This window comes from Paenarthrobacter sp. TRD_SC_7 (genome assembly GCF_056156245.1).
This window is the reverse complement of sequence record NZ_CM149587.1, coordinates 1,954,125-1,971,863: the sequence shown is the minus strand read 5'-3', so window position 1 is coordinate 1,971,863 and position 17,739 is coordinate 1,954,125. Positions and strand designations below refer to the sequence as shown.

Annotated in this window: 15 protein-coding genes and 1 pseudogene; 5 read left to right on the top strand and 11 right to left on the bottom strand. The window is 62.8% G+C overall.

What is annotated here, in order from left to right; all coding sequences use genetic code 11:
- Positions 1-165: 165 nt before the first annotated feature.
- The 7 genes from AC0J5Z_RS09575 to AC0J5Z_RS09545 all read right to left on the bottom strand — a co-directional run bounded on the left by AC0J5Z_RS09575 (position 166) and on the right by AC0J5Z_RS09545 (position 5,303).
- Positions 166-468, bottom strand: coding sequence for a hypothetical protein (locus AC0J5Z_RS09575; RefSeq protein WP_475038848.1), 303 nt, complete (start codon positions 466-468; stop codon positions 166-168).
- The gene (locus tag AC0J5Z_RS09570; RefSeq protein ID WP_475038847.1) at positions 465-608 is read right to left on the bottom strand and encodes a hypothetical protein; all 144 of its coding nucleotides are present in this window, start codon (positions 606-608) and stop codon (positions 465-467) included. The genes AC0J5Z_RS09575 and AC0J5Z_RS09570 overlap by 4 nt, the downstream gene beginning before the upstream one ends.
- A gap of 531 nt (positions 609-1,139) precedes the next feature.
- Positions 1,140-1,898, bottom strand: coding sequence for an SDR family NAD(P)-dependent oxidoreductase (locus tag AC0J5Z_RS09565; RefSeq protein ID WP_475038846.1), 759 nt, complete (start codon positions 1,896-1,898; stop codon positions 1,140-1,142).
- A gap of 388 nt (positions 1,899-2,286) precedes the next feature.
- Positions 2,287-3,546, bottom strand: a complete 1,260-nt coding sequence (locus AC0J5Z_RS09560) for an alpha/beta fold hydrolase (RefSeq protein WP_475038845.1) — start codon at positions 3,544-3,546, stop codon at positions 2,287-2,289.
- Entirely contained in the window at positions 3,543-3,791 is a 249-nt protein-coding gene (locus tag AC0J5Z_RS09555) for a hypothetical protein (RefSeq protein WP_475038844.1), read from the bottom strand. The genes AC0J5Z_RS09560 and AC0J5Z_RS09555 overlap by 4 nt, the downstream gene beginning before the upstream one ends.
- Entirely contained in the window at positions 3,788-4,489 is a 702-nt protein-coding gene (locus tag AC0J5Z_RS09550; RefSeq protein ID WP_475038843.1) for a VOC family protein, read from the bottom strand. The genes AC0J5Z_RS09555 and AC0J5Z_RS09550 overlap by 4 nt, the downstream gene beginning before the upstream one ends.
- Positions 4,490-4,514: 25 nt before the next feature.
- On the bottom strand, positions 4,515-5,303 hold the full coding sequence (locus AC0J5Z_RS09545; RefSeq protein ID WP_475038842.1) for a hypothetical protein: 789 nt from the start codon (positions 5,301-5,303) through the stop codon (positions 4,515-4,517).
- 169 nt (positions 5,304-5,472) lie between these two features.
- Here AC0J5Z_RS09545 and AC0J5Z_RS09540 point away from each other — a divergent pair, with 169 nt between their 5' ends.
- From AC0J5Z_RS09540 to AC0J5Z_RS09520, 5 genes and pseudogenes are all read left to right on the top strand, one after another.
- Positions 5,473-7,044, top strand: a complete 1,572-nt coding sequence (locus AC0J5Z_RS09540; protein WP_475038841.1) for an FAD-dependent monooxygenase — start codon at positions 5,473-5,475, stop codon at positions 7,042-7,044.
- A 129-nt stretch (positions 7,045-7,173) separates the two neighbouring features.
- Positions 7,174-9,276, top strand: coding sequence for a hydantoinase/oxoprolinase family protein (locus AC0J5Z_RS09535; RefSeq protein WP_475038840.1), 2,103 nt, complete (start codon positions 7,174-7,176; stop codon positions 9,274-9,276).
- Between the two features lie 10 nt (positions 9,277-9,286).
- Positions 9,287-11,623, top strand: coding sequence for a hydantoinase B/oxoprolinase family protein (locus AC0J5Z_RS09530; protein WP_475038839.1), 2,337 nt, complete (start codon positions 9,287-9,289; stop codon positions 11,621-11,623).
- A 25-nt stretch (positions 11,624-11,648) separates the two neighbouring features.
- Positions 11,649-12,431, top strand: a complete 783-nt coding sequence (locus AC0J5Z_RS09525; protein ID WP_475038838.1) for a TetR/AcrR family transcriptional regulator — start codon at positions 11,649-11,651, stop codon at positions 12,429-12,431.
- Positions 12,432-12,566: 135 nt separating this feature from the next.
- Positions 12,567-12,893 (top strand): annotated as a pseudogene (locus AC0J5Z_RS09520) (IS110 family transposase); the annotation flags it as partial.
- Between the two features lie 245 nt (positions 12,894-13,138).
- Here AC0J5Z_RS09520 and AC0J5Z_RS09515 read toward each other — a convergent pair.
- From AC0J5Z_RS09515 to AC0J5Z_RS09500, 4 genes are read right to left on the bottom strand one after another with little or no spacing between them, the layout of a single operon-like run.
- Positions 13,139-14,113 carry a zinc-binding dehydrogenase gene (locus AC0J5Z_RS09515; protein WP_475038837.1) on the bottom strand — a complete coding sequence of 325 codons (975 nt, stop codon included), beginning with the start codon at positions 14,111-14,113 and terminating at the stop codon, positions 13,139-13,141.
- 14 nt (positions 14,114-14,127) lie between these two features.
- Entirely contained in the window at positions 14,128-14,583 is a 456-nt protein-coding gene (locus AC0J5Z_RS09510) for a MaoC family dehydratase (protein WP_475038836.1), read from the bottom strand.
- Positions 14,580-15,773: a thiolase family protein gene (locus AC0J5Z_RS09505; protein ID WP_475038835.1), complete on the bottom strand. Its 1,194-nt coding sequence runs from the start codon at positions 15,771-15,773 to the stop codon at positions 14,580-14,582. The genes AC0J5Z_RS09510 and AC0J5Z_RS09505 overlap by 4 nt, the downstream gene beginning before the upstream one ends.
- A complete protein-coding gene (locus AC0J5Z_RS09500) occupies positions 15,770-17,446 on the bottom strand; it encodes an AMP-binding protein (protein ID WP_475038834.1) in 1,677 nt (558 codons plus the stop codon). Before AC0J5Z_RS09500 ends, AC0J5Z_RS09505 begins: the two co-directional genes overlap by 4 nt.
- Positions 17,447-17,739: the final 293 nt, after the last annotated feature.

Genomic DNA, 17,739 nt, shown 5'->3' with positions numbered 1-17,739 from the left:
CGCGCCGGTACGCCCGTTCTTCAAGGCGCCCGTCCAGCAGGAATGACTTGGCGAGGCCGTGCCAGTCAAGGAACTTCCCTTGATCGATGGTCAAGCGTCGGCTTTCGTGGCGCTCACGGGCCAGTAGGATCGCATAACGGAGGCGGAGCGCGTGGCGTGCCTTCATTATTCCTGCCCGCCTGCGTACCGATTCTCGATTTCGTCGGCCTGCTTGTTGAGTTTGGTGGCGCGTTCCTTGCACCATTGGGCGAACTCGCGGCGTGCGTCGTCGTCCAGGATGATTTCCTCTTCGGGACGATCGTGGCTGGGGTTTCGCCGGAACCAGCGGCCCTTCTTGACCTTGATTTCGCTTACGGTGCCTGGGTACTCACACTCAAGCAGGATCCCAAGCCCATCAGCGGCGCGGGCCTGCTTGCGGTAGTGGTCCGCGTACCGCAGGTCCGCACGCATCCTTTCAGCAGCGCTCACTGTTCCTCCTTGACGGCGGCAGCCAGCACGGCACGGACGATGGCGCGATCCTCGTCGTCAACCTTCAGTGTCTTGTCGTCATAGAAGGCATCCAGCAAAGCTTGTGCGCCCCGTTCAACGGCGGCTTCGGAGAACACCACGCGCCTGGCAGGTCTTCCAGCGTTGCGATCAACCTGGCTGCTTCTCTGCGGGTGTTGTCGCTCATAGCTGCAGCTCCATCTGGTTAGGGTCAGGTTCCGGCGTTAGTTCCCAGTCGTCGGTTTTCCCGGCAGATGAGACTGGGCGAAATACGCCGCTGCCCGACGCAGAATCTCAACCTCATGCTCCAACGTCCTTATTCGCCGCTTCGCGGCCGCGAGCTCCGCGGCCTGCTCACCCGTGATCCCAGGACGGTCCCCCCGCCTCACCCTCGGCCTTCTTCATCCACCCCTACAACGTCGCGAAATGGACCCCGAAATCCTTCGGGATCTGGGCCAGCTCAACCCCCGGCTCGCTTGGTCATAGTAGGCATCCTTCCAACCCAGTCCTGTTGACTAGGCACAACAGATGTCACCTATCCCTGCAGCAGTCCCGCCACCACTGGCCCGGATATCTGTGATTTCGTCGGATACCCGCGGTGCGTTCAGGGTTTCACTTTGCGCCGCTTGGCCTGTCATTAAGGGAAGCGTTAGTTAGCGCGGCGGCATGCGGAGTGCTCCGTCCATGCGGATGGTTTCCCCGTTGAGGTAGTCGTTGTCGATGATCGCCAGTGCGAGCAGGGCGAATTCCTCGGGCCGGGCCAGTCGCTTGGGGAAGGGAACGCCAGCAGCAAGGCCGGCTCGGAAGTCGTCCCTGACGGAAGCCATCATTGGTGTTTCCACCACGCCTGGAGCGATTGAATTTACCCGTATTCCATGCTGAGCCAGATCTCTGGCCGCAGGAAGGGTCATTCCGACGACGCCGGCTTTGGACGCAGCATAGGCAATCTGGCCGATTTGTCCTTCAAAGGCAGCCACAGAGGCGGTGTTGATGATGACTCCCCGCTGTCCGTGGGTATCGGCCTCGGTCTGGGCTATCGCTTCCGCGGCGCAGGCGAGGACGTTGAACGATCCTATGAGGTTTATGTCGAGGACTTTGGCGAATAGTGCAAGATCATGCACACCCTCTCCACTGAGGATCCGCGCAGTGGGCAGGATACCGGCGCAGTTGATGATAGTGCGGAGCGGCAGCTTGTAGGCCGTTGCAGCTGCTACCGCAGCGCGGACGGCATCGGCATTTGTGACGTCGGCCTCGAAATAGGTTATTCCGTCCATTTTTTCGGCTTTTCCAATGGCATCTTTGAGATCGACTGCGAGAACCTGAGTTCCGTGTTTGGCGAGGGCACGGGCGGTGGCCGAGCCGAGCCCTGACGCGCCGCCGGTTACTATCGCGGAGGTATTGCCCAGCTCCATGAAAATTTCCTTCTTTCCGGGCAGTACGCCCGTCCTAGCGTTCGGGCCGGGGCCTGCTCCAAGTCAGTTCAGCCGGTGGGCCTTGAAGCCCTGATTGCGTCAGGCAAACGCCGAGATTTCGGTCATCGCCGGCCCACCAGCAGGGTGTGATCTGGTGACTTCCTTCGTAGGCGGAGATAGCCCCGCATTGGGGACGATCTTGGTTTTTCGAAGTCGGTGCTGATGCCGTCGGCGCCAAGGAACGATCGTCGGGTGCACCTGATTCACGCATGCGCTCCGTGCAGTTCACTTTCGCCGGAGCACGACACTGCACGGAGCGCCTCGCTGAATCCGCCCACCGGGATACGGATCGCTTGATCGCAGATTGATCCCATGCCTCAGGGCAGAATCACCGCTTAGACGCCTCACCACCAACGTCGAAATGCGCCATCATCCAGCGATCAATCCGGGCGGCCGCGAGCGAATTTCCCGTGGGTGCGCCCGGCTCGATGGCTCCGCCAAAGTGCGTACCCGCGACCGCCTCCACCGTGAGGTCTGGGGAACCCAGGGCCTCGCTCATTCGGACGATGTCCCCAGGGAAGCAAGCCTGATCTCCGGTGTACTCGAGTAATAGTGTCGGTGCCGTTACGCCTGGGGCGCAACGGATGAAGTCGGCATTCGTGGACAGACCGGACCAGGTCGAAAGCCAGGCTTCGGCCGTCGACAGTCGGCCGAAGCCGACCAAGCCGTAATTTGTGAGGTCCGGTCGGCGTCCGAACACCGAGCCATAAGGCCTCGCGTTGGGGTCCAGGGATAGGTCGACAGTGCGGAGATCGGCATCAGTGCGGAATACCGTCACAACCCGGGGTGCCAAGGCGAGCCGGCGATCCTCCGGCTTGCCGGAGGCCTTGAACTCGCGATTAGCCGTCTGCGACCCGGTCACCCAGCCCCGTGCCAGCTCGTCGATTCGGCGAACCCGGGCGAGCTGCGCCTCACGGTAGCGGGTGATGAATGCCTGCTCGTAGCGGCTGTGCTCGGGCGCTGGTATGAAACCGTTGTCCGGATTGAACGGATCCAGCTCGGGGTCCACGGAGAGGGGATCGGACTCGTCGGTGACGGACGGGTCGATCACCCGTAAGAGCAAGGCTCCCTGGCCCGGGTGGGGGGCTAGGAAGATGCAGCCATCCGGAAGCGGCATCTCTGTATCCGCCAGCGGCACCTGGCGACCTGATGGTGCCCGGGACAGACGATCATATGCGGGCAGACCGGCCTGCTCGCAGTAGAAAGCGGCCAGAGTGCCGCCACCGGAGTGCCCCAAGGAGACGCGGTAGTCGAAGCCGAGGTTCTCAAGTAGCACCTGCCCTGCGGCGTAATCAATGATCGCCTGCTCGTGGATAAGCGTGAGGTCATTGTTCGGCGAGCGTGAACCCTGGGTCCAGACGGCGTACCCGGAGGCCAGCAGGTACGGCACCATGGCGTGGTGGGTGACGTCCGCGCGAGGGTGCATGATGGTGACCACTGCCCGCGCTCCGCGTGGTTTACGAAGCACCCCACTGACCTTGGCGCCGTCGCTCGTCGTAAGCTCGTGAACGCGTTCGGCGATGCCTTCAGGGGCGTCGATGGTTGCGGCGTAGCGGCCTGCACCTAGCTTGTTGGCGATGCCGGTCATCGTGCCTCCAGGCGAAGGGCGTTCTTGTCCCACTGAACAATCCGGCAGCCAGCCAGCCCGGCCACATAGCTGTACCAAACAGAATGACGGACGCCCGTCGCACGGCGGTCGATGACGATCGGCCCATCGGATTCGATCGCAAAGTAAGGTCCCACCCTGCCGATCCGCACGCCTTCAACCTTGGAGGCCACTTCGGCTACGGTCGTATTTTCGGGCACATCGAGGACGAATAGTGTATGTGTCATGCCCGCACCGGGCCTTCCGGAGACTCGGCATAGGCGGGATCCGAAGGCTGGGGCCCAAAGGCCTCGGCCCGTTCGATGATGAGCTCGGCCTTGCGCACCAAGAGATCGTCCATGGTGTGGCCGGGGCGCTGAGCTATGTCGACCAGGGCGTCGATCGTCAGGTTCGCGTCCAGATCTTCCTGCGGGGTCACCGGCCGCAGAGCACGGGTAATCTCGAACATGTAACCGTTGGGGTCGTGAGTGTAGATCGACTCGATCGTCTCGTGTTGGATCTGCATCTCGACCGGCCACTCGCTCTGATCAAGCCGCCTCCTGTACTCCAGCAGTGACGCTTCCGAGTCCACATGGAGCGCAAGGTGGCGGGACTTGACGAAGAATTCTGGCGTATCCTCCGGGAATCGAGCGTGGACATCGCCCTTACCCTCAGCGCTCGGCCCGGCAAGCCCGAAGTAATAGAAAAACGCGATCCGGTCGTTGTTTCCGATATCGAAAAAGAAATGGATAAAGTCCGGGTGGTCCTCGGGACCCCAACCCGCTGCGCAGATTGAATGGACCGCCGGGAAACCAAGGACGTCTCGATAGAAACGCACCGTTGCGACCGGATCGAAGGTGGGGAAGGCGACATGGTCGACTCCACGGACGAGATGCCTGCGGCTCAGTGAACTCGAGGGCGTGATGTGGGCTGCTGATTCAATCAACGCACTGTCCTTTCTGTGGTAGTTCCTATGAATCGGTTACGGTTCCTGCAATGCGGAACTTACCCATCGACTCGCCGCGAAGCAGCGAGCCTCCCGTGCCCAGGGTTAGTGGCAATTGTGCGGCGAGCAAGATACTGTGCGCACTGGCTGAAGCAGGGGAGATCATGGGAATCCCGAGCTCGCATTCGGCGGCGTCGAGGAAACCTGAGTCAAGAGGCAGGCTCGGGAGCGACACGACGCCGGCGTCAATCGGACCACCTGCAGTCCGGAGGAGGGCCTGGGCGTCGCTAAGGAGCCGCGAGCCGAGGTGGTCCCCGGCAGCGAGCTGTTCGGGGAGCGTGAGCCTTTTAACCGCAGCGACCTCGAAGGCCGCGGCCTCAAGGCAGGCGATCAGTGCCTCATCGACCGGACCCGCGTGCCCGGTGAGCAGCATTATGCGCTGTGCGCCCACGGCCTGGATGGCACCGACGAGCGCACCAACGGTGGATCGGACCAGCGCCTCGCTGCCGCCGGTGGCTAGTTGTTCCGCGATGAGCGACTCGGTGTAGCGGTATTCTTCTGGCCCTGTTGCCACCATAGCGGCGAAGCAGCCATGGAGAATCATGTGCGGTTTCGCGTCACCTAATTCGAGGATGGAGCGCACTTGCTGCACCCGGGCCGCCGAGAGATGCGCGGGCGAGAGCCCGGTGAGCCGTATCCGGCTGCTGTGGAAAGAGAACCCAACCTGTGGGTGGGAGGACAAGAATCTGGGCAGCTCCGTCTCCAACACGATGTCATTGCTCGGCACAATCAGTCCGATCCGAACGCCTTTCATGGACACTCCCTTTCCTCAATCTCATTGTTTGACGACTGTGACGAAAAGTCAACGCGTGTGTTGATGTGTTGTTCTGGGTCACGGATGCGGCGGAAGCGTCCTGGACCAGTTTTTTCGACATGAATGACGAACTATTGACGCTTGCGTTGTTAGTTGGTAATACTCTCCTATGACTTCTCGATCCATCAACGTGATCGGAGGCGGACCCGCAGGACTCTTCTCCGCCCAGCTGATCAAAACTGCTCATCCTGACTGGACGATTGATCTCTACGAGAACCTTCCCAGCACAGAAACCTTCGGATTCGGAATAGGCCTGACGGGCGCGCTCCTCGAAGCCATTCAGCAGGCTGACGAGACCACCCACGCCGAGCTTCTCGAGGCGGGTCTGGAATTCTCCACGGCTGCCTTCGTCTTGCCCACTGAGTCGGTTGAGATCTCGGGCTTCCACCGTGGCGTGAGCATCCAGCGCAAGCGTCTGGTGCAGGTACTCCAGGACGGGGCGGTGCGGGCGGGGGTCCGGGTGCACCAGGAATTCGCACCACCCCTGAGTGAACTCCTCGAAGCAGACTTGGTGATCGCGGCAGACGGTGTCTCGAGCGGGACCCGCTCCGCACTCGCCAAGGAACTCGGGGCCACGACTGTGCACGGCCGCGGCCTGTTCATTTGGTGTGGCAGCAACGTTGAGCTTTCGGGTACCGAATTCGTTCCCGTGACCACGGAGCACGGGACCTTCGTGGCCCACGCCTACCCCTATGCTCCGGGCAAATCGACCCTCGTGATCGAGACGGATCGTGAGACTTGGAAGCGCGCCGGGCTCGATCAGTGGACCCCCGACAGTCCCAGCAGCTCGGACAAAACGGGCCTCGCGTACTTGTCCCGCGCCTTCGAATCGCTCCTCCGCGGCACCGCTCTGGTGGGGAACAAGTCGCGGTGGTCGAGTTTTCGTACCGTGCAGTGCGAACGCTGGTCTCACGAGAATGTTGTCTTGATTGGTGACGCCGCAGCCTCCGCCCACCCATCGCTGGGTTCTGGCACGAAGTTGGCCCTGGAATCCGCGATCGCACTGGCCAGGTCACTTGATGATCCGGGCCTGACGATTCACGAGGCACTGGCGCACTTTGAGAAGGTACGCCGGCCTTATGTTGACAGGCTTCAGCAGCGGGCCATACGCAGCCAACTGTGGTGGGAGTCCTTCCCAAGCCGCCTAGACTTGGCGCCGAGCCGGCTTGCCGTGGCGTACCTGACCAGGGCCGGCGCCGTAACGATGGAGGATCTGAACACGTCGGCGCCTAAATTGGTCGGCGATGCCCTGAGGGAATATCTGGGTGCGGCACTTGGGTCAGCACAAAACGATATCCCAGCGCAGGATGGCCAGTTGCAGGCCTGGATCTTGTCTCGGCCATTCGCGTCCTCCGCCTTCAACTCTCCGGGCAGAGTGATCGACCGGGAGAGTATCCCCGCCGATGCCTGTGTCGTCCACGTCGCGGATGGGGATGCTTGGGGGCCAGACGGTGACCGAGTTCGACGGCAGGTGGAGGAGCGTTCAGAGGAACGTTTCACGCTCTTGACCGGCCAGCCGGGCTGCGACGCCGTAATGGACCGGGTGACCGTTGCCGAGCGGATCCGCCGTGAGTGCCGCTCGGTCGTGGCGGTGACGGCGAGGGAGCAGGATCTCCCGGCAATCGCAGACGCCTTGGTAGCCGGGCGGATCGACTTAGCGGTAATGGAGGCCGACCTGTGACCGTGAAACGACCTGGCCCAGGCCACTGATGCAACGTCCCCTTTATTCGTAAATTCCTATCTCTCACTTTCATTTGTGATTCACCCCCATATCTGCATAGCCCAGAGCAATAATCTCAAGGAGGAGATCATGCCATTTGTCATTGGCATCGACGTTGGCGGCACGTTCACCGACGCGGTGGCGGCCGATGATGGAGGGACGGTGGTCGGCGCTAAGTCCCCATCTACCCCGGAGAACTACGGCGAGGGGGTGATGAATGCGGTCCGTGGCTTGGCCGAGACCCTGGGACAGACCCCGGAACAACTTCTCCAGGACACGGAATACATCGCCCACGGCACCACCGCGAGTATCAACGCCTTGGTAACCGGAAATGTGGAGCAGGTCGGCTTTTTGACCACCCGCGGACACGGCGACTCCATCGCCATCATGAATGCCGAAGGCCGTTATCTCGGCCTCTCCCCGGAAGAGGTCCAGGACCTCGTCAAGACAGGTAAACCCCGGGCCTTGGTTGCTAAGAACTTCGTGGAGGAGATCACCGAACGCATTGGCAGCTCGGGGGAAGTCATCGTTTCCGTCGCCGAGGATGAGGTTCGGGCCGCGGTCGAGCGCTTCAAGGCACGAGGCGTCGGGGCAATTGCTGTGTCCTTGCTGTGGTCCTTCAAGAATCCCGCACACGAGCAGCGCATCCGTGAGTTGATACGGGAGATCGCCCCGGAGATGTTCGTCTCTCTCTCCAGCGACGTCTCTCCTCGCATCCGAGAATTCTCACGGAATGTCACCACCATCATGAACGCCCAGCTTGGGCCGCCCCTTGAGCGCTACCTGCGGCCCCTCGGACAGGAACTCGATGACCTTGGCCTCGCGGGTCCGCTGCTGATCATGCAGAGCTCCGGCGGAACGATCTCCGCGGAAGAGGCACCGGCTTCAGCAATCACCACGGTTGGATCGGTCCTGAGCGGAGGGGTGGTCGGCGCGGCCCGCCTCGCGGAGCAGTTGGGACACTCCAATGTGATCACTGCGGACATCGGGGGGACCACGTTCCTTGTTGGTCTGATTATCGACGGTGAGCCCGTACGGGCATCCACCACCGTAATCAACCAGAATCCGGTGAACGTTTCGGCGGTCAAGGTGACGGCGATCGGCTCCGGAGGCGGGGCGATCGCCTGGCTCGACGCCGGGGGCAATCTTCGCGTTGGCCCCAAGAGCGCTCAGGCGGTTCCCGGACCAGCGGCATACGGGACCGGCGGGACTCTGCCAACAGTCACCGACGCCGACCTGGTCCTCGGAATCATCGATCCCGATTTCTTTATGGGGGGCCGGCGGAAGTTGTCCAGGGAACTGGCGGAGGCTGCACTCCTGACGCATGTTGGCAAGCCCCTCGGGCTGACCACCCAAGAAGCGGCGGCCGCCGTCTATGAGGTACAGAATTCGCAGACGGCTGACCTTGCCCGCAAGGTGGTGGTCGAATCCGGTCATGACCCTCGTGGCTTCGCGGTGTATGCCTTCGGCGGGGCTGGTCCCATCCATGCCTCGTCGTTCACGAATCGGTTGGGCGCCACGGAATTGGTCGTTCCGCTGGGGGCGGCAGCCTCTGGCTTCTCCGCCTACGGCTTGGCCGCTTCAGACCTCATGTCGGTGGCCGAAATCTCCGAACCGGCGCCGTTCCCGCTCGATCCGAGGAGGGTTCAGGAAATCTACGATCGGCTCGAGCTGCAGGTTCGGGACGCCCTGGAACGCCAAGGGATTGGCCTGGGCTCACTAGAGATCGAGCGTGAGTTCGACGCGCGTTTCTCTGCACAGATGTTTGAAGTCACGACGCCGGCGCCCAAGGGGCCGGTCGATGCCCGGGCCATCGGTGGGATGGCTGAAGCATTCGAGCGTCGCTATGCAGAGATCTACGGGGAGGGCGCCGGCTTCAGCGCAGCAGGCATCCAGGTGATCTCCTACCGGGTCCGCGGCGTGGGCAAGCTGCCCTTCCAGCCTAAGTTGCCGTTGCACCCCATGGCGGCAAGCCATAACCCTGCAGCGGCGATCAAGAGTCGCCGCCCGGTACTTCTCGACGTGGCGCGCGGCTTTGCCGAGACCACAATTTACGATTACGAACTACTCCAGTCCGGGCACGTCGTCTCCGGGCCTGCAGTCATCGAAGTGCCGACGACGACAGTCACGGTCCCCCTAGGCGTCGACGCGCGCGTCGACGCCTGGGGCAACGTCCACATGGAAATCGGATAGGAGCCACGTCATGGCTGACTTCACCCCGCTCATGGCCGTGCCCGGCTCGGAGGTCTTCTCCAGCCGCGCACTCCCCATGGATGAGCTGCGCGCCAAGATTTCGCCGAAGGTTCGGCTTCACGAGCCGAGCGGAAGCGAAACGATCGATCCACTGACCTACGAAGTGGTCCGGCACCGAGTATGGTCGGTCACCGATGAGATGGGCGAGACCCTGAAGAAGATGTCCGGCTCGCCGGGTGTCACGGAGTCCAATGACTTCGACTTCGCGGTCTGCGACGAGCTCGGACAGGAGGTGCAGGTGGGTCTATACAACACGGGCCTCGTGGCCAGCATCGACCTCGCCATCTACTGGATTTTGCAGCACCGCAGTGACAACCCGGGCATCAAACCGGGGGATATGTTCATCAACAACGACCCCTGGGTGGGTGGTGGGCTTCACCAGAACGACACAGCCATCCTTGCCCCCTTCTTCTGGGATGGCGAACTCTTCGGATGGACCAGCGCTGTCTGCCACCTCATCGACGTCGGCGGCGCAAAGCCCGGCTCCTCGGACTTGGCCGCGACGAGTGCCTTCACCGAAGGGCCCTGCACGCCACCGACGAAGATCGTCAGGGACGGTGAACTGCAGGCGGACGTCCTCGAGGCCTTTACCCGCGGTTCGCGAATGCCAACGCTGATCAACTTCGACATCAGGGCCATGATTGCGGCCAACAACGTCGGCCACGCGAGATTGCGCCGGCTAATCGAGGAATACGGGCCAGATGTGGTCAAACGCGTCATGAAGAACATGATGGACGATGCGGAGAAGCGGCTCCGCAACCGGCTGGCCGGAATTCCCGACGGAAGCTGGAGCAGCACCGGGTACATGGAACAGGCCTCGATCGGTGACCGAGGGATCCACAAGATCGAACTGACCATGACCAAGATCGAGGACCGGCTCGTCTTTGATTTCACCGGCACGGACCCGCAAGTCGGCATGATCAATTGCCCCTACGCAGGAATGCGCGCCGGCGTTACCTTCGCGATGCTCCCCTTGCTCTGCGGAGACATTCCGTGGTCAGCGGGCGGATTGATGCGGTGCTTTGAGCTCATCAGCGAAGAAGGCACCATCAACAACGCGAGCTACCCGGCCGCCGTCGGATGGGCGCCGGTCACGGCGGGGTGGGCCACGTCAAATCTGGTCTCTCAATGCCTGAGCCAGATGTTGGATACCACCGTGGAGACGCGCGAACGGGTCCAGTCATGTTGCACCGGTTCCTTCGACGTCGTGACCCTCGCCGGCCTGGATCAGCACGGCAACCCATCTGTATCCTTGATGATCGACTGCATGGCCGGTGGTTACGGTGCTCGGCCGAACAACGACGGAGCAGACACCGCGGGCATCCTCCCAATCCAGATGGGCCGCTCGCCCGACGTCGAGATGCAGGAGCTTGTTGCCCCGCTGCTAATCCTCTGGCGACGCGAGGAGATCGATTCCGGCGGCCCCGGACGGCAGCGCGGTGGGCTCTCCATCTCCGATTGCGTGATCCCCTACGGGACCCCCGCCCCGCTCGCGGGGGCCTTCAACAGCAACGGCAAGGCCCGCGCCGAAGCCGGAGGTCTGGCTGGCGGCTATCCGGGCGGCGCGGGGCGGGACTACATCGTTCGCGGCTCGTCCGCGAAGCGACTGCTCGAAGCGGGCAGCATCCCGCAATCACTGGAGCAACTCGAGGGGCAGGTCGAGATCGTGGGCAACCGGGTCGAGACCCTCATCGGGCTCGACGATGCGATCATCATCCACCCAGGCGGCGGGGGTGGCTACGGCGACCCGCTGCTGCGGGAACCGGAGGCCGTGGCCCTCGATCTGGGCATTGGGCGGGTCTCCCCAGGTGTAGCCCGGTCGATCTACGGTGTCGTGGTGGATCAGAATTGTGTCGTCGACATCGATGGCACAAAGAAGCGCCGCGAGGAGATCCGGCGTGAGCGGGGCGCTTCTGGTAGTTCCGACCTTCTGGTGAACGTCCTCGATACGGCGAACGGGACACCGATCGACGACAATCTGATTGTCGTGAGAGACGGCCAATCTTCGACGGTCTTATGCCGTCAGTGCGGCAGTAAGGTCGGGGACGATGTCTCCGATTACCATTCCGGCCTCACCTCGCGCGAGACAGACATTCGAGACTGCGGTAACCCGGCCTACAACGACCCAGTGGACTATGTAGATTCCGCCATGGTGCTGCGCCAGCTGAGTTGTCCACAATGCGGAACAGCAATGTGGACCGAGGTCGGTCCCCCGCAGCCCCTTCCGGCGGCGGGAGTTGCGTCACTCGACTTGATCGATGCAGTCCGTGTCGGTGTGGGCGAATAGCCGTCGGAGAGAGTAGCGTCGGGCCGTGACCAAAAGATCTTCCAAGGCTCCCGAAGCTGCCCGCACGACGGAGGGCCCGGGGCCCGGAGCTGAGCAGGCTCCGGGCCCCGAGCCTCGCGGCCGCTCGGGGATGCGCCGTGAGTTGGTTGAAAGCGAGATCTTCGAGACTGCCGCGCGCCTCTTCGCGAAGAAAGGCTACGGCGGGACCACGCTGCAAGACATCGCCGCCGCGATGGGCATGAGCCGGTCCGCACTCTATTACTACGTTCCGAGCAAGGAGGCGCTTCTTCACCAACTGGTTCACGAATTGACCGAGAAGGGCCTCGCCGTCGTCCTCGAACAAGCCGGAGAAACACCCCAGGACCGCCTTGCGCACATCGTGCGCAGCATGGTTCGGCTCGTTGGAAATCATCCGGCGCGGTTTCAGCTGCTCCTCCAAAGCGAGGCGGCGATGCCGCCCGAGCTCGCCGCGCAGCACCGGATCATGCGGCGCAAGACGTTAGATGGCCTCGTCGGAGCAATCGAGGAAGGACAGCGCACGGGAGTGTTCCGGCCAGTCGATCCGCGAGCGACCGCCCTGGCATTCCTCGGCATGTGGAACTGGACGGCCTTCTGGCTCCGCCCGGGCGACGCAGTCGATGAAATTGCCGATGCTTACGCGGACATTGCCGTCCGTGGAATCCTCCTCAGTGGCCGGGATGATCAGCCAGAACGCTCGCCAGCCTCGATCTTTGCCAGCATTTATGAGGGATTGAAGGCACTTGAGCTCATGAACGAGAAGCCGGAGAAGACCGCTCAGCCGGAGTAAATGCTTACCACCTATGCTCCAGCCGAGTTGCTCGGCAGTTGGACAATATGAACGAGTCCCAGGCTCGGGTTGGAACCCACGGTTCAAATAGATTCGCGGGTTGCTGTTCCCCACCGCCGGCCACCCGGTTTCCTAGGCAGCAACCGCACGGGAGACAACGAAATCCGGCAAACCAGAGACGGCGACCCATACGCCAAGGGCGCCCTGGGAATCGCAGCCTTGGCCTTGTCGAGCTCAAAGAATACGTATTTCGGTGCAAAGAACAGGCGACTCGCAGCCAGACGAGGCGCGATGAAAGCCTCGTGGCCGTTGAACACGTGATCCTCATTGCGAACTCTACAACGACCCCGGCCCGACTACTTCACCCGGCTGCAACCAGCCCAGACACGCTCCCGGGCCATCAGCCCGCTCCAAGGCATGGGCTACACAGTCACCCTGGAACCGGCACAACAAACCGGTTAGCACCGATGCCGGTCCGTTCCGACCCCACCAAAGCGGGTCCCACCACACGTGCCCACCTTAGTTTTCGTGAGAGAGTGACCACGCACATCGCAACAACACGCTAGACACTTCCATGAAGGACATGCCGGCCCACACAGGGTGAGCACCAAGGCATCCCAGCCCTGGCCCCTCACCAAAGGAAGCGGCACCCAGTGCAACTGGTCGGGACCGCTTCTCCACGCACTATTAACAATCACGCGCACATCTCAGTCGTGGTCGCGGGTCAGGACGATCTTGCCCGCCGTCGCCCCGTGAAGCATGAGGTCAAAGGCGTCGGCGGCGTCCAGCATCGGAAATTCAGCGCCGATCTGCGGGCGAGTTCCGGTCGCCGTGCAGAAGGCGAGAAGATCAGCAAGCTCGTCCCTGGTGCCCATGGTGGATCCGATGATCCGGTGCTGGAGGAGGAAGATTCGCTGAAGCTCAGTAGCCGTGGGGTCCCCGCTTGTAGCCCCACAACTGACGAGGACCCCACCCGGCTTGAGGGAACGCACGGAATGTGACCAGGTGGCTCGGCCGACGCTGTCGAACACCCCGTCCACCCGGTCTGGGAGCCGGGCACCGGGTTCTACGACGAGGTCGGCCCCGAGGCGCGCCGCCAGAGCGCGCTTCTCCTCGGTGCGGCTCGAAGCCCAGACACGGAATCCGGCGGCCGCGGCGAGCTGGATCAGGGCCGTGGAGACGCCGCCGGACGCACCCTGGACCAGGATCGTCTGACCCGGACGGAGACCGGACCTCGTGAACAACATGCGGTACGCGGTGAGCCACGCGGTGCCCATGCAGGCCGCCTCGGCGAACGACAGGCTGAGGGGCTTCGGCAGCACGTTCGCCTCCGGCACGACTACCCGGTCGGCAAACGTGCCCTGCAGTTCCTCGCTCAGGCACCGGTGGTGGGGATCTAGGGTTTCATCGCCCCGCCATTGCGGGGAAGCGATCACCGGATAGATGATCACCTCGCTCCCATCATCCAAGGTCCCGGCGCCATCCATCCCGAGGATCATGGGGAACTGCTCGGGACGGAGACCAAATCCACGCAGGGTCCATAGATCGTGCATGTTCAGGCTGGCGGCCTTGACGTGGACTGATACGAAGCCCTCCGGAACATTTGGGCTCGGCCGCTCACCGACCCGAAGCGCGGTGAGCGGATCGCTGGATGCGGGAGCGACGGCGTAGACCGCGAACATCGATGGCTCCTCGGCTACTTCTCGATGCCGATCACCTGCGAGGCCACGCATGTGAGCGCATCATGCTGGTTACGGATCTCCAGCTCCGCGTAGACCCGCGGAGCATCGGGCTGAGCCCCTATGCAGACGAAGTCCACCGAGAGCAGTTCGTCCACGAATACGGGCCGAATGTAGCAGACCCGGTCGTAGCCGACGGAGAGAATCTGCAAGCCCTCCCGCATAGCCCAGTTCGCGGCAGCCGCGGACATCAATCCCATCAGCAGGGAGCCGTGGGCAATCTGACGGCCGAGGGGATGGCCGGCCGCAAGATCGGGGTCCACGTGGATCGGATAGTGATCGCCGGAGAGCTCGGCGAAGGCCAGCCTCCTCGGCGCGATCTGCCGGGACAGTGTGACGCGCAACGGGTTCGAGGCGAGCCCGTCACTCATAGGGTTTCCGGGTGGACGATCGCCGTGTGCCGAGCTGCTCATGAGACGAGTTCGATCAGCGTGCCCGTGGCAAGGCCTCCACCACAGCACATCGTGGCGAAGCCGCGCCGCTGGTCAAGGTCTTCCATGGTGTGGAGAAGCGTGGTCACCAGCCTGGCGCCGGTTGCCCCCAAGGGGTGTCCCAGCGCCATCGCGCCCCCGCGCGGGTTGACCCGTCCCAGTGGCGCCCCCGTCTCGGCGAGCCAGGCCGCGACAACGGCTGCGAAAGCCTCGTTGATCTCGATCACATCGATATCCTCGATACTCAGGCCGTTACGCCCCAGCATCTGTGCGGTCAGTGGGATGGGCGCAGTCAGCATCAGCCGAGGGTCGTCGCCGGTGGCGCCCACGTCGCGGATCCGGGCCCGGATGGGCAGGCCCAATTCTTTGGCCCGCTGCGCCGTCGTTACCAGCAGGGCAGCGGCGCCGTCGGAGACCTGTGAGGAGGTAGCCGCAGTCGTGAGACCGCCCTCCCCGAAGGCGGGTTTCAGCACGGCCAGGCTCTCATTGGTGACCTGGGCGCGGATACTCTGGTCTTTGGACACCAGGCTTCCCTGGACCTCGAGCGGCAGGATCTCCCGGGAGAATTTTCCCGTTTCCGAAGCATCCAGGGCTAGAGCGTGGGAGCGGACCGCCAGATCCTCCAACTCCGTACGGCTGATGCCCCAACGCCTCGCAATCTCGTCGGCGGCACCCCCTTGACCCAGGAGATTATGCCGGGGAAGCAGGCCATAGGCCGAGATGAGTTCGTCGTTGATCGCGTCGCCGAACTCGTCATGGGCGCGGACGCCGTCGGCAAACGCCACTCGACTCATCTGCTCGACCCCGCCCACGGCAACGATGTCGTTGACACCTGAGCCCACCAGCGCGGCGGCGATCGTGAGGGCCTGCTGCGAGGAACCGCATTGGTTGTCCACCGTGCAGGCGGGCACCGTTTGAGGCAGCTTCGCCTGCAGCCAGGCATTCCGGCCGATGTTCGCCGCCTGAGGCCCGAGTTGCTGTACGCACCCGGTGACCACCTGCCCGATGAGGGACGGATCTACGCCGGTCTGGTCGACGAGTCCCGTGAACGCCGCCGCCAAGAGCTCATTGGGGTGCAGGGATGCGAGGACCCCGCGCTCGGGATGTCCCTTGCCGATCGGCGTGCGAATGGCGCCGGCAATCACGACGTTGGCATTCATGAGTGTGCTCACTTGGCTGCTCCTTGGGTTGCCTGTTGCTCTACAACGCGGCGACGCAGCTTTACTTTGTTGATCTTCCCGACCGAGGTGAGCGGCAGCACCGGAAAGTCCACGATCAGCTCGGGCCATTTGAATCGTGCAACCCCCAGTTTAGAAAGATGCGCGCGCAACTCATCGATCGTCAGGGGCTCTCGCCCGGGCTCAAGTTCCACGCATAGGCAGCCCTTCTCGCCGAGCCGCTCGTCGGGCACGGGGATGAGTGCGGAGCGGATCAGCCCGGGGATGGAGGAAACGAGGTTCTCGATCTCCGGAGCGCTCACCTTTTCCCCCCCACGGGAGACCACGTCTTTGATGCGTCCCTCGAAGAAATAGCTCGTCACTCCGGAGAGGTCCGCCTTCCGAACGAGGTCACCGCTGCGAAGAAACCCGCCCGGGAGGATGGTCTCGGCATTGCAATCAGGGGTACCGAGGTAGCCGTGGATTGTCGTCGGACCGCGGTACGTCAGTTCGCCGACGGTGCCCTCGGGGACTTCCTCCAGCGTCTCCGGATCGATGATCCTGATCTCGTCCCACGGCGATACCGGAGTGCCGATCGAATGGTTTCGGATCTCGGCCGGATCGTCGGGAGAGGTCAGGCAGATGAGACCTTCTCCGGCGCCGTAGAGGCCGAGGACTGTGATGCCCCGGCGTTCCAGTGTGGAGAAAAATTCTCCCGGCACGGTGGAGCCGGCCAGAATGATGCGCCGCAGTGACGCGACGGCGCTATCGAAGGCTGGATGGCTCTGCCAAGAAGACATCAAGCCTGGGGGCATCAGGGTATCCGTTACGCCCGCGCGCGCCATCAGCGGGAGGGTGCGGTCCGGCTCTGGGGTGCCGAGCACCACAGCGCCTCCCTGGCTATGGGCGGCCAGAACCGCGCAGACCATCCCGGCATTGTGGATGACGGGGATGGCATGCATCACCCGAACCGTGGAATCCCATTGTGCGCGTTCGGCATGGCTGCGGGCATTATACCAGTATTCGGCGTGCATCCGCGGGATGACCTTCGGCGTGCCAGTGGTCCCCCCGGAGAGCTGGAATATTGCGACGTCGTCGCAATCCACGGCGGATTCGGCGGCATCGAGAAGTGCCTTGATCCGGACAGCGCTAAGATCTTTTCCCAGGTCCTCGAATCGGCCGGGGATGCCGGGCTCGGCGCAGCTCGTGAAGACGCAGCGTTTGTTCTCGGAGAGTGCGGCCTGCTCCAATGCGAAGGTCCGCAGATCGAATTTCGCGTGGTCGCCCTGCACGAGGTGCCCGGTTGCCTTGGTGAGTTTTCCGATGGCGCCGATCTCGTGACCGCGGTGGGGCATCAATGTTGCAACTGGCAGGAGGCACGCCTTGAAGAGTGCATAGAGGGCCACCACCGTCTCAACGCGGTTCTCGACCTGAAGTAGGATCGCGTCGCCCGGAGTGAAACCCCGGTCCAGGAGTCCCGCGCCGATGCGATCGGTGACCTGGTTGAGCTCGCCGTATGTGAGGGTGCGGGCGTCGTCCTGAACGGCCAGGGCGTCGGAATGCTTCTCTGCGCGGAGGCGTAGCTGTTGGCTGATCAGGAGATCCTCCCATGCCCCGCTGTCCAGATATCGCTCGCGCTCTTCAGAAGACCATGCAGAGACCTCGCTCTGCCAGCGTCGTAGCTTCACCAACTGCTCCTCTTCTCGATGGACGCCAGTGTCCATCGGCACATATGGACATCATCCCGCAATTCGACTTAAGCGTCAAGTATTCGACACGTTGGAAAAATAGCGTACGTAGATTCAAGTACCCCCAAGCCATGGCACTCCCTGGCTGGTGATGCGCTGCAGGACGATTACAGAAACCAGACTGGATGCTGCAGAAATCCTGAATGGACGGACAGCGACTATCGCCATAGAGGAGCCGATTGGCCGCAAGGATTGATTCGGCTGTCAGGGCTTCATCAACGCCTGTCACGGTG